The organism is Streptomyces sp. NPDC032745, assembly GCF_055579465.1.
The window spans coordinates 701,385-713,737 of sequence record NZ_JBVING010000001.1 but is presented as its reverse complement, the minus strand read 5'-3'; the positions used below and the strand labels follow the sequence as shown (position 1 = coordinate 713,737).

At 71.6% G+C, this 12,353-nt stretch carries 11 protein-coding genes; 3 read left to right on the top strand and 8 right to left on the bottom strand.

Annotated elements, in window-relative coordinates:
• The first annotated feature begins 79 nt into the window (after positions 1 to 79).
• Positions 80 to 640 carry a PadR family transcriptional regulator gene (locus ACZ5WG_RS03145; RefSeq protein WP_468720198.1) on the top strand — a complete coding sequence of 187 codons (561 nt, stop codon included), beginning with the start codon at positions 80 to 82 and terminating at the stop codon, positions 638 to 640.
• A 76-nt stretch (positions 641 to 716) separates the two neighbouring features.
• Here the strand turns inward: ACZ5WG_RS03145 and ACZ5WG_RS03140 are convergent, their stop codons facing one another.
• From ACZ5WG_RS03140 to ACZ5WG_RS03110, 7 genes are all read right to left on the bottom strand, one after another.
• Complete coding sequence (locus ACZ5WG_RS03140) at positions 717 to 929, bottom strand: EF-hand domain-containing protein (protein WP_468720196.1); 213 nt, start codon at positions 927 to 929, stop codon at positions 717 to 719.
• A 324-nt stretch (positions 930 to 1,253) separates the two neighbouring features.
• Complete coding sequence (locus ACZ5WG_RS03135; protein WP_468720195.1) at positions 1,254 to 2,444, bottom strand: YncE family protein; 1,191 nt, start codon at positions 2,442 to 2,444, stop codon at positions 1,254 to 1,256.
• Positions 2,441 to 3,232, bottom strand: a complete 792-nt coding sequence (locus ACZ5WG_RS03130) for a polysaccharide deacetylase family protein (protein ID WP_468720193.1) — start codon at positions 3,230 to 3,232, stop codon at positions 2,441 to 2,443. The genes ACZ5WG_RS03135 and ACZ5WG_RS03130 overlap by 4 nt, the downstream gene beginning before the upstream one ends.
• A 414-nt stretch (positions 3,233 to 3,646) precedes the next feature.
• The gene (locus ACZ5WG_RS03125) at positions 3,647 to 4,150 is read right to left on the bottom strand and encodes an ATP-binding protein (RefSeq protein ID WP_468720192.1); all 504 of its coding nucleotides are present in this window, start codon (positions 4,148 to 4,150) and stop codon (positions 3,647 to 3,649) included.
• Positions 4,151 to 4,378: 228 nt separating this feature from the next.
• Positions 4,379 to 5,146, bottom strand: a complete 768-nt coding sequence (locus tag ACZ5WG_RS03120) for an enoyl-CoA hydratase/isomerase family protein (RefSeq protein ID WP_468720191.1) — start codon at positions 5,144 to 5,146, stop codon at positions 4,379 to 4,381.
• 132 nt (positions 5,147 to 5,278) lie between these two features.
• Entirely contained in the window at positions 5,279 to 6,523 is a 1,245-nt protein-coding gene (locus ACZ5WG_RS03115; RefSeq protein WP_468720189.1) for a L,D-transpeptidase, read from the bottom strand.
• A 142-nt stretch (positions 6,524 to 6,665) separates the two neighbouring features.
• Positions 6,666 to 7,862: a L,D-transpeptidase gene (locus ACZ5WG_RS03110; protein ID WP_468720187.1), complete on the bottom strand. Its 1,197-nt coding sequence runs from the start codon at positions 7,860 to 7,862 to the stop codon at positions 6,666 to 6,668.
• A 207-nt stretch (positions 7,863 to 8,069) separates the two neighbouring features.
• Here ACZ5WG_RS03110 and glgX point away from each other — a divergent pair, with 207 nt between their 5' ends.
• Entirely contained in the window at positions 8,070 to 10,454 is a 2,385-nt protein-coding gene (glgX, locus tag ACZ5WG_RS03105) for a glycogen debranching protein GlgX (protein ID WP_468720186.1), read from the top strand.
• Positions 10,455 to 10,566: 112 nt separating this feature from the next.
• On the opposite strand, the gene ACZ5WG_RS03100 is transcribed toward glgX, so the two are convergent.
• Complete coding sequence (locus tag ACZ5WG_RS03100; protein WP_468720184.1) at positions 10,567 to 11,079, bottom strand: MarR family winged helix-turn-helix transcriptional regulator; 513 nt, start codon at positions 11,077 to 11,079, stop codon at positions 10,567 to 10,569.
• Positions 11,080 to 11,152: 73 nt separating this feature from the next.
• Here ACZ5WG_RS03100 and ACZ5WG_RS03095 point away from each other — a divergent pair, with 73 nt between their 5' ends.
• Positions 11,153 to 12,352: an MFS transporter gene (locus ACZ5WG_RS03095; RefSeq protein ID WP_468720182.1), complete on the top strand. Its 1,200-nt coding sequence runs from the start codon at positions 11,153 to 11,155 to the stop codon at positions 12,350 to 12,352.
• Position 12,353 lies beyond the last annotated feature (1 nt).

Sequence of the window (12,353 nt, the reverse complement as noted above, 5' to 3'; positions counted from 1 at the left end):
CGCTCTGCGGTGGATCTCGTCTCGCGGGCGCGGCCGGGGGCGCAGTCCCCGGCCTCCCGCAAATCCCTAGGATGACCGCATGTCGCTGCCGCACGCCATCCTGACCGCCCTGCTGGAGAAGCCCTCGTCGGGGCTGGAGCTGACCCGGCGGTTCGACAGGTCGATCGGGTACTTCTGGTCCGCGACGCACCAGCAGATCTACCGCGAGCTCGGCCGGCTGGAGGAGGCCGGGCTGATCCGGGCGCTGCCCAGCGAGGTGCCCGTACGGGGGCAGAAGAAGCAGTACGAGGTACTGGCCGACGGGAGCGCGGAGCTCGCGCGGTGGGTCGGCGAGAGCCAGGACCCGAAGGCCATCCGGGATCCGCTGCTGCTGCGGATCCGGGCGGCCGCCGTGGTGGGCCCGCACGGGCTGGCCGGGGAGCTGCGGCGCCACCTCGATCTGCACCGGCGGCAGCTGGCCGTCTACGAGGCGATCGAGGAGAAGGACTTCCCGCCGGAGCGGGACTCCGACGAGGACCGGCTGCGCCGGCTGGTGCTGCACGGCGGCATCGGCCTGGAGACGTTCTGGCTGCGCTGGCTGGAGGAGGCCCTGAGCGAGGTCGAGGACATGGCCCCGCCGCCCGGCGGAGCCGTCTCCTGACCCCCCGGAAACGCGCCAGGGCAGCACAATGCCCCCGCCCGCCCGGCAGAAGGGCATGGCGGGGGCCGTGCAGGGCTTACTTGTTCAGGGAGGCCCAGAACTCGTCGAAGCTCAGCAGGCCGTCGCCGTTGCTGTCCTTGGCCGCGACCACGGCGTCCGCGACGGCGCCGGTCACGTACACGTCGCCCATCGCCTTCATGGCCGCGCTGTACTCGTCGGCCGTGACGAAGCCGTCACCGTCCGCGTCGAACTTGCCGAACGTCGCCCGCGCGCTCTCGATGTCAGCCACTGGGATCCACCCCTTCTTGGTGCTTGTTGACCGGCCCAGGGTAGCGGCAGCCGGGCACCGCCCCCTCCCGCGGGTCCCGTCCGGGCGGCGGACAGGAATTCAATTACCCGTCCGCGATATGGAGCCGGTAATCCCGGCCGAGAAATCCGGCGCGGACTTGTCACGCTGCGGGGTCGCCGCATGACGCACCGGCATTGCCGTCACGGGCACGGCGGTGTCCCGGGAGCTGTGCGAGCTCCCGGGCGCCGCCGTGTCGCCGCGCCCCGTACTCCCCGTGCTCCCGGCACTCCCCGTGCTCCCCGCGCTCCCCGTGCTCCCGGCGGCCTAGCGGAAGATGCCGGTGTGGCCGAGCGAGTAGCGTCCGGGCTGCGGGTAGACGGCCAGGCCGTGCGGGCCGCCGCCCACCGGGATCTTGGCGAGCTGCTCGCCGGTCGCCGTGTCGATCGCGTAGACCTCGGAGTTGTAGCGGCCCGACAGCCACAGCACCTTGCCGTCGGCGGAGACGCCGCCCATGTCGGGGCTGCCGCCGCCGGGGAGCTCCCACTTCTTGGTGAGCCTGTTCTGCTTGAAGTCGAAGACGGAGATGCTGCCCTCGCCGCGGTTGGAGATGTACATCTCCTTGGAGTCGCGGCTGACGTACAGGCCGTGGGTGCCCTTCCCCGTGGGCAGCAGCTTGGGGATCTCGAACTTGTCGCCGCTGAACACCCACATGCCGTGCGCCATCATGTCCGCGACGTAGAAGGTCTTTCCGTCCGGGGAGACCTTCACGTCCTGCGGCATCGCGCCCTCGAAGGGCAGCTTCTGCTGGGCGACGACCTCCATCTTCTCGGTGTCCACCTTGAGGAGCTCGCCGGAGAACTCGCAACTCACGATGAAGTAGCGGCCGTCGGCGGAGAAGTCCGCGTGATTGACGCCGAAACAGGTCACCGGGACGGTCTTCACCCGGTTCATCGTGTGCGGATCGCGGAAGACCAGCTCGCGGTCCATGGAGGCCATCACGACCGCGTACTTGCCGTTCGGCGTGAAGTACAGGTTGTACGGGTCGTGCACCTCGACGGGTTGGCCGGCCTCGCCCGTGGCCGGGTTGATCGGTGTGAGCGTGTGGCCGCGGTTGTTGTTGACCCACAGGGTCTTCATGTCCCAGGACGGGACCACGTGCTGGGGCTGCACGCCGACCGGAATGGTGTCGACGACCTTGTACGTCTTCGGGTCGATGACGGACACCGTGTTGGAGGTGGTGTTCGGTACGTAGACGCGGGACGGGAAGTCCTTGACCACCGGGGCGAGGTTGTTCGGCCGGTCGGCGGCGTACACGTCGTTCGGGTCGAGGAGCGGCGGCATCCCGGCCAGGCCCTGCGGCACGGCCGGGACGGCCTTGACGGGCTCCCGGGCCGGGGCCGCGGAGCCGAGCGCCTCGGCGGGCTCCTTGTCGGCCGATCCGCAGCCGGCCAGGGCGGCGAGGACCAGACCGGCCAGCAGCACGGTGGCCCTCCGGGGAAGGCGGGTGGTCGTCATGAGGTCAGCAGCTCCGTGGTGGTCACCGCGCGCAGGTTGCGGCGCGCGAGTTCTTCGAGGAGGGGCGGCATCGCGTCGACCGTGTCCGCGTAGCCGAAGTGCAGGCTCACCACCGATCCGCTGCGGATCGTCCCGGTGACGGTGCGGATGACGGCCGCGGCGCCGGGCGAGGTGAAGTCGAGGGAGTCCACGTCGTACGAGAGGACGTGCGGGTAGCCCGCCCGCCGGGCCAGCTTCGTGACGAGGGGGGTGGCGTACTGGGTCTGGGAGGGCCGGAACCAGGTGCCGATGGAGCCGGTGAGCCGCTTGAGCCGCTGGGCGCAGCCGGTGATCTCGGCGTAGGCCTCCGCCTCGGGCATCGCGTTGATCGCGAGGTGGCGCTGGGTGTGGTTGCCGAGCTCGTGGCCGCCGTCCAGGACCCGGCGGGCCATGTCCGGGTGGGCGTCGAGCCAGCTGCCGATCGCCAGTACGGTGACCCGCGCGCCCGCCCTTTCGGCCTCGGCCAGTACGGCACGGGCGATGGCGGGGTCCCCGTTGCCGTGGAAGGTGAGGGCGACCCGGGGGCGGTCGCGCGGACCGTGCCCGATCTCGTCGGGCTGTCCGGGGATCCGGCGCGGGGCGGGCGCGGCCGCCCGGCCGGCCCGTGCGGCCGGCCCGGTGGCCGGGGCGGCCTTGACCGGGGGCGCAGAGGGGGCCGGGCCCCCGGCGCCGCAGGCGGCGGTGAGGGCGCCGACGGCGGCCGCCGCGCCGGAGCGGAGAGCGGATCGACGGTCCGGGTAGCAGAGCACCCGCCCATTTAAGTGGTGGATGACCCCGAAGATAACGATTGACCCATTTCGGGACCTTTACCGGAGTACACCCATGCGAGGGAGTGTCCGGTGAGCGATCAACGAATCACACACGGCAGCGGATAGTTATTCATCGATTGCGAGGTGAGTGGCCGACCTCACCTAGGATTTAGCTGGAAACTCTTAGCATTTGCACACTTATGTCCAAGTTGGGACTTTTGGCGTTTGGTCGCCCGTCTGCCATAGTCGGAATCACGGCTTCCCCATTGACCCGAGCGAAGTCACCACGCCGAGGATCACACCCCCTTCGATCCTCGGCGGACCCATGAAGCCCCCACGACGCCCCACCACGGCGACCGGGGGCTTCAGGCATTCCAGGGGCCGGTGCGGTCAAGGGCCACGGGGGCGCCGGAGTCAGCGGTCGGCCACCCGCATCTCGAACCAGGTGATCTTGCCGCGCGGCAGCAGGTCGGCGCCCCAGCGGTCGGAGAGCTTGTCGACCAGGAAGAGCCCCCGGCCGGTGGTGTCCAGCTCGTGGACCGGCATCAGGCAGGGCAGCCCGCGCGAGGGGTCCCGCACCTCGACCCGGATCCAGCCCCGCCGCCGCAGCATCCGTAAGCCGAAGGAGCGGGCGCCGGTGTGGCGGACCGCGTTGCCGACGAGCTCCGAGACCAGCAGGACGGTGTGTTCGGACACCTGCGGGGAGAAGCCCCAGAAGCGGATCACCACGTACTGGGTGAGCCGGCGGGCCGTGCTCGCCGACTCGGGCATGGACGGGAGCGTCACTTCCGCCTCGGCCGGATTCCCGTACAACTCCAGCGCCTTGAGACCCTGTTCGTCCTCAAGAGCCGCCGTGAGCCGTACGGCGGAAGCGCTGCTGCGCTGCCGCGGCTGTTCCACACCCTCCAGGCCCGCCATGAACCCATCATGGACGGCCGATACGCCAGTCCGGGCCGTTCCGCGGGAAAACACCCCCCGGAACGGTCGATTCCAAGGGGGCGTCCCGTCATATGCGTTGGGCAATCGGAAGCCGGCGAAACCATCCTGATCTGCGGTGACACACCGCTCGCGGACGAGCGCCCGGAGTGGATCTCCACAGCTCCTTAAGGTTGCTTTAAGGCCTGGCTAATCCACTCCCAGGGAGGACTAGAGGAACTTCGCCTTGCCGGGGCCCTCTTCGACGAAGCTGCGCATGCCGCGCTCGCGGTCCTCGGTGGCGAACAGGCCCGCGAACCAGTTGCGTTCGATGGTCAGGCCGGTGTCGATGTCCGCCTCCAGGCCCGCGTCCACGCACTCCTTGGCGGCGCGCAGCGCGATCGCCGGGCCCTGGGCGAGCTTCGCGGCCCAGGCGTGCGCCTGCTCGTACACCTCGGCGGCGGGCACGACCCGGTCCACGAGTCCGAGCGTGAGCGCCTCGTCGGCCTTGACCATGCGGCCGGTGAAGATCAGGTCCTTGGCCTTGGACGGGCCGATCAGCCGGGACAGCCGCTGGGTGCCGCCCGCCCCGGGGATCAGGCCGAGCAGGATCTCGGGCTGGCCGAGCTTCGCGTTGTCGGCGGCGATCCGGTAGTCGGCGCACAGCGCGAGCTCGCAGCCGCCGCCCAGGGCGTAGCCGGTGACGGCGGCGACGACGGGCTTGGGGATCCGCGCCACGGCGGTGAAGGCGTCCTGGAGCGCGCGGGACCGGGCGATCATCGCCGCGTGGTCCATCGTCTGCATCTCCTTGATGTCCGCGCCGGCCGCGAACACCTTCTCGCCGCCATAGATGATCACCGCGCGGACGTCGGCCCGGTCGGTGGCCTCCACGGCGAGCTCGCGCAGCCGGTCCTGGGTGGCGATGTCCAGGGCGTTCATCGGCGGCCGGTCCAGACGGAGGGTGCCGACGCCTTCGGAGACTTCGAGAGAGAGGGTCATACGCGGCAGGTTAGCCGCAGGGGGGTCCGGGGGCTCCCCCGGACCGGCGCAGCACGCGAAGTGGCCCGGTGCCGTGGGTCACAGCACCGGGCCACTCGACTGCTCGCCCGGTCGACTACGGACGGGAGAGGACTACTTGATCCACTCCGCCCAGTCCATGTTCCAGCCGTTGAGGCCGTTGTCCGGGGCGATCTGCTTGTCCTTGGAGTTCTTCACGACGACGACGTCACCGATCAGCGACTCGTTGAAGAACCACGCGGCGGGCTGGTTGCCGTCGCCCGCGCCGCGGACGTCCTTGAGGCCCACGCAGCCGTGGCTGACGTTCTCGGAGCCGAACGTGCCGGAGGAGGCCCAGTAGTTGCCGTGGACGAAGGTGCCCGAGTTCGACAGGCGCATCGCGTGCGGGACGTCCGAGATGTCGTACTCGCCGCCGAAGCCGACGGTCGCGCCGTTCATCCGGGTCACCTTGTACTTCTCGCTGATGACCATCTGCCCGTTGTACGTGGTCGTCGACGGGGCGCCGGCGGTGATCGGGAGGTTCTTGAACACCTGGCCGTCGCGGACGACCTGCATGGTGTGCTCGCTCGCGTCGACCGTGGAGACCTGCGAGCGGCCGATGGTGAAGGTGACCGTACGGGTCTGCTTGCCGTAGACGCCGGGACGGCCCTCGACCCCGTCCAGGGCGATCTTCACGGTGACCTTGGTGCCCGCGGCCCAGTACTTCTCGGGGCGGAAGTCAAGGCGGTCGTTGCCGAACCAGTGGCCCTCGACCGGCACGGACGGCTCGGCCGTCACCGTGATGGCCTTCTCGACGGCCTCGGTGTTGGTGATGCCCCGGGTGAAGTTGAACGACACCGGCATGCCCACGCCGACGGTCTCGCCGTCCTCGGGCGTGTAGTGGCCGACGAACGTGTTGGTCGGGGTCAGGGTGGTGAACGTGGTGTCCTTGGCGGACTCCCGGCCGGCCTCGTCCTTGGCGACGGCGTGCACCTTGTACTCGGTGGCGGCGGCCAGGTTGCGGGCGGGCTCCCAGCTCGCGCCGTCCTCGGCGAGCTTGCCGTCGACGGCGTTGCCCTTGGTGTCCGCGACGGTCACGGTGGTCAGCTTGCCGCCGGTGCTGGTTATCTTCAGGATGCCGCTGGTGGCGACCTCCTTGGCGCCGTCGTCCGGCTTGACGCTGACAACGGCCTTGGACGCCTCGGTACCGGTCTTGCCGCCCCCGCCGCCCCCAGCGTTGTCGCCGCCTCCGCCGCCGGTGGTGCCGCCTCCGCTGCACGCGCTCGTGAGCAGCAGTGCCGCTCCGAGCAGGAGGGCCGGCAGGCCGGTGCGGCGGGCGCGGCCGCGTATCGGCTGCACGTTCACTCTTGTTCTCCCCATGTCCCCCGCGCGCGGACAGTCGCGCGCTTGTCGACAGGAAATCACATGGGGGGATCACGAAGAGAAACGGTCTTGTCACCGTTCCGTCCCAAGAGTGGGGAAGGACCGGCGCGTCGGGCGGAGCCGCCGGTCCTCGGGTGCGTCAGCCGAGGGCGGAGCCCGCGACCCAGTGCGCCCAGTCCATGTTCCAGCCGCCCAGCCCGTTGTTCGGCGCCACCGTCTTGTCCTGCGAATTGACGACCTCCACCACGTCCCCGACCAGGGTCCGGTCGAAGAACCAGCCGGCCGGGGTGTCCGAACCGCCGCCCCGGTCGTCGCGCAGTCCCACGCAGCCGTGGCTGGTGTTGGTCGAGCCGAAGGTGTCGGGGCTGGCCCAGTAGTTCCCGTGCAGGAAGGTCCCGGAGGTGGTGAGCCGGATGGCGTGCGGGACGTCGGGGATGTCGTACTCGCCGCCGAAGCCGACGGTCTGGCCGTTCATCCGGGTCACGTCGAACATCTCCAGCACCACCATCTTCCCGTTGTAGGTGGTGTTCTTGGGCGCTCCGGCGCTGATCGGGAGGGTGGAGACCAGCTTCCCCTCCCGGCGGACCTCCATCGTGTGCGCCTCCGCGTCCACGGTGGAGACCTGGGAGCGGCCCACGGTGAAGGTGACGGCCTTGTCCTGGATGCCGTACGAGCCGGGTGCGCCCTGCACGTCCCGCAGGTTCATCGTGACGGTGACCTCGGTCCCGGGTTTCCAGTACTGCTTGGGCCGGAAGTCGAGGCGCTCGTTGCCGAACCAGTGGCCCGCGACCTCCACCGGGGGCTTGGAGGTGACGGTGATGGCCCGCTCGACGTCGGCGCGGTTCTCGATCGACCGGTTGAAGTTGAAGGAGACGATCATGCCGGTGCCGACGGTGGAGCGGTTCTCGGGCTTGAAGTAGCCGATGAACCGCTCCTCGGGGACGTAGGTGGTGAAGGTGGTGTGCCGGGCCTGGCGGCGGTCGTGGCCGTCGAGGGCGACCGCGTCCACGGTGTACTTGGCGGCGAGCGCGAGCTTGCCGCCCGCGGGGTCGGGGCTCCAGCTGAGGCCGTCGGGGGCGATGGAGCCGGGGACGCGCTCCTCCTGGGCGTCCTCGACCTTGGTGACCACGACCCGCTCGAGGCGGCCCTCGGGCACTCTGACCGTCAGCGGGCCTTCGGCCGGGACTCCCTTGGCGTTGTCGTCGGGGGTGATCCGGATGGCCTCGTCGGGCGACCGGGGTTTGCCGGGGAGCTGGATCTCGACCGGGGAACCGCCGCTCTCGGTGCATCCGGCCAGGCTGCCCAGCAGGGCCGCCCATGCCGCCACGGCGGCCAAGCCCGCCCCTGCCCGCCTCGTCAGAAGTGTCACGGTCCATCCAACGACCGGCCCCCTCCGGGGGAAACGTGAGCGCGGGCCACGTTCCGGGCAGATCTCTCCGGGCAGAACAGTGGGAAGGACCAGACGGGGGCGGGCCCAGGCCGGGACGCCGGGGCCGCACTCTCCCCTACCCCCGCCGGTACCCAGGAGCCGTGGAGGCGGGCAGTGTCGAGCGCAGCCGAGCACGAGGCGGTGGATGCCGCCGCCATGGAGTCAGTGGAGTCAGTGGAGTCGTTGGATTCGGTGGATTCGGTGGAGGCCGTCGAGGCCGTGGATTCGGTGGAGGCCGTGGACGCGATCCGCAGCGGCGGGGCCGCGCCGCCCGTCCCGCACGTCAACGGCCGGGTGAACGGCGCGGTGGCACGGGATCCCGAGCCGGCCTTACGGGCCGTCGCCCGCCCGGGGCCACCGGTGTGGCCGGGGTCCTCGCACCCGCTCGGGGCGCGTTTTCGCACCGGCCCGGACGGGACGGCGGGCACGAACTTCGCGCTGTGGGCCCAGGGCGCGGAGGCGGTGGAGCTCTGCCTCTTCGATGCGGAGGGTGCCGAGACCCGCTGCGCCCTGACCGAGCTGACGCACGAGATCTGGCACGGCTTCCTGCCCGGTGTGCGCCCCGGGCAGCGGTACGGGTTCCGGGTGCACGGCCGCTGGGACCCGTGGACGGGGGCCCGGTTCAATCCGGCGAAGCTGCTCCTGGATCCGTACGCGCGGGCCGTCGACGGGGACTTCGTGCTGCCGCCTGAGGTGTACGGGCACGTCCGCGACTGGCCGCAGCAGTACATCGCGGACACCGTCCGCGACGACCGCGACTCGGCGCCGTACGTCCCCAAGGGGGTCGTGGTCCACGATGACGACGACTGGGCGGACGACGTCCGGCCGAAGACCCCGTGGGCCGATTCGGTGATCTACGAGCTGCACGTGCGCGGGTTCACGATGCGCCATCCGGGTGTTCCCGAGGAGCTGCGCGGCACGTACGCGGGCCTCGCCCATCCGGCGGCGGTCGAGCACCTGACCCGGCTCGGGGTGACGGCGGTCGAACTGCTGCCGGTGCACCAGTTCGCGCACGAGGACCACCTGCTGCGCCGGGGCTTGCGCAACTACTGGGGCTACAACTCGATCGGCTACTTCGCCCCGCACGCCGGCTACTCCTCCTCCGGTACGGCGGGGCAGCAGGTCGGCGAGTTCAAGCGCATGGTGAAGGCCCTGCACGCGGCCGGGATCGAGGTCATCCTCGACGTGGTCTACAACCACACGGCCGAGGCGGGCGAGCTGGGCCCGACGCTCTCGCTGCGCGGCACCGACAACCGGGGCTACTACCGGCTCCAGTCCGACCAGCGCCGGTACGCCGACTACACGGGCTGCGGGAACACCCTGCACGCCGGGCGGCCGCACGTGCTGCGCCTCATCACGGACTCCCTGCGCTACTGGGTGACGGAGATGGGGGTGGACGGCTTCCGCTTCGACCTGGCGGCGGCGCTGGCCCGCTCGATGCACGACGTGGACATGCTCTCGCCGTTCCTCGCCGTCATCGCCCAGGACCCGGTGCTGCGGCGGGTCAAGCTGATCGCCGAGCCGTGGGACGTGGGCTCGGGCGGCTACCAGGTGGGGGCGTTCCCGCCGCTGTGGACGGAGTGGAACGACCGGTACCGGGATGCCGTACGGGACTTCTGGCGGGGCGCTCTGCCCGACGTACGGGATCTCGGGTACCGGCTGTCGGGCTCCAGCGACCTGTACGCGTGGGGCGGGCGGCGGCCGTACGCCTCGGTGAACTTCGTGACGGCGCACGACGGTTTCACCCTGCGCGACCTCGTGTCGTACGAGCGCAAGCACAACGAGGCCAACGGGGAGGCGGGCCGCGACGGGACCGAGGACAACCGCTCGTGGAACTGCGGGGTGGAGGGGGAGACGGACGACGCCCGGACCGGGGTGCTGCGCCGGCGGCAGCTGCGCAACCTGCTGACCACGCTGTTGCTGTCCACCGGGGTGCCGATGCTGGTCGCCGGGGACGAGTTCGGGCGCACGCAGGGCGGCAACAACAACGCGTACTGCCAGGACAACGAGACGGGATGGGTGGACTGGTCGCTGCTGGAGGACCCGGCCTGGCGGGACCTGTGCGCGCTGGCCGCGCGGCTGGTGGCGCTGCGCCAGGAGCATCCGGTGCTGCGCCGGCGGGCGTTCTTCTCCGGGCGGCCGCAGGGCGCGGACGGGCTGCGGGACCTGGCCTGGTTCACCCCGGCGGGCGTGGAGATGACCGAGCGGGACTGGTACGCGCCGGCCGCGGCGCTCGGGATGTACCTGTCGGGGCGCGACATCCCGGGCCGCGACGAGCGGGGGCGGCAGGTGAGCGACGACAGCTTCCTGGCCCTGCTGCACGCCGGGGACCGGCCGGTGGCCTGGGTGCTGCCGGGCGCGCCGTGGGCGGCAGGGTACGAACTGGTGCTGGACACCGCGCGGGAGGACCAGGCGGCGCCTCCCGGCACCCGGTTCCGGGGCGGGGAGACGCTGACGGTGCCGGCCCGGTCGGTACTGCTGTTGCAGGTGTCGGGCTGAGGGGCGCGGGCTGAGGGGCGCGGGCCGAGCGGCGCGGGCCGAGCGGCGCGGGCCGAGCGGCGCGGGCCGAGGGGGTGGCAGAAGCGGGCCGAGGGGGCGGAGGGAACGGCCGCTACTTCTCCTGCTTCTCCTCGACGTGCCGCAGCATCCGCTTGAGGAGGGCGGAGAGCGCGGCCCGCTCCCCGTCGTCGAGGGGGTCGACCATCTCGGCCTCGGCGATGCCGCGCCAGCGCATGGCCTCGGTCCAGCGCCGGTGGCCGTCGTCGGTCAGCTCCACGTCGACCCGGCGGCGGTCCCCGGAGGCGCGCACCCGGCGGACCAGCCCGGACTTCTCCAGGGTGTCGAGGCGGCCGGTCATCCCGGCCGGGGAGAGCAGCAGTTCGGCGGCGAGTTCGGCGGAGGGGGCCCGCCAGGGCGTGCCGCGGGAGGCGAGCCGGTGCATGGTCTCGAACTCGAACTCCTGCAGTCCGGTCTCCGCCAGGGCCCGTTCCTTGCCGTACTTCACGTGCTTGGCCAGGAGCTGGATGCGCGTGATGACCGCCTCGGTGGGCACGTCGAAGGGGACCTTGCCGCTCCAGCGGGCGATGTGCCGGTCGACCGAATCCTCGGCGTGCTCCGTGTCCATGGTCGGAAGTATCGCACCCCGGACTCGATAGTTCGTTGACGAATGATTCGCTGGCGAAATATTATCTGCTGTCATGACCTCGTCGATCTGGCGGCTTCTCGCCGGGCGCACCTTCGCGGCCTTCGCCAGCGCCCTGATCCCCACCACCCTCACCCTGGCCGTCGTGCGCACCGGTTCCGCCGGCGACCTCGGCATCGTCCTCGCGAGCGAACTGCTCCCGATGCTGCTCCTGCTGCCCGTCGCGGGCGTGGCCGCCGACCGCTTCCCCGCCCGGCGGGTCGTCCTGGCCGCCGACCTGGTGCGCGCCACCGCACAGGGCGCGACCGGGGTCCTGCTGCTGACCGGTCCGGTGCGGATCCCCGAGCTCGCGGCGCTGGCGGCGGTCACCGGCGCCGGCGTCGCCTTCGGCAACCCCTCGGCCCGCACGCTCGTCGCCGCGGTCGTCCCCGCCGAGGGCCGGCTTCGGGTCAACTCCCGGCTCGGGGTGGCGACCGGGCTCGCGCAGATGGCGGGGCCCGCCGCCGCGGGCACGATGATGCTGGCCCTCGGGGCCGGCTGGTCCTCCCTGCTGACCGGCGCGCTGTTCGCCGCCTCCGCGCTCACCCTCGGCGGACTGCGGACCGCCCCGGCGCCGCTCGTGCGCACCCGCGCCGGGTTCACGGCCGAGTTGCGGGCCGGCTGGTCCGAGACCCGGCGCCACCCCTGGTTCCTGGCCAACGTGCTCGCCCACGGCGTCTGGCATCTCGCGGCCGGCCTGCTGCTCACCCTGGGGCCGCTGATCGCCGTACAGAGCCTGGGCGGAGCGGCGACCTGGGTGGTCATCGCCCAGGTGGGCACCGCCGGCATGCTCGCCGGGGTCTGGGCCGCCGGCCGGCTGCCCGTACGGCGGCCGCTGTACGGGGTGGCCGTCGGGGCCTCGGCACAGGCCCTGCCGCTCACGGCCCTCGCGCTGCGGCTGCCCGTGGCGGTGACGGCGACGGCCTTCTTCGTCTCGATGTTCGGCCTGGGCGTGCTGAGTCCCCTGTGGGAGACGGAGATGCAGCGCCGGATCCCGCTGGACACGCTGGGCCGGGTCGGCTCCTTCGACACCCTGATCTCCTTCGCCGCCCGGCCGCTGGGACTGGCGGTGGCGGCGCCGCTGGCGGGGGTCACCGGGACCGCGGCGCCGCTGCTGGTGGCTGCCGCCCTGAGCGCCGCGGCGAACCTGTCCGTACTGCTGCTCCCCGACGTCCGCAGGGAACCGGAGCGGGAACCCTCACTCGCCCTGCGATGAT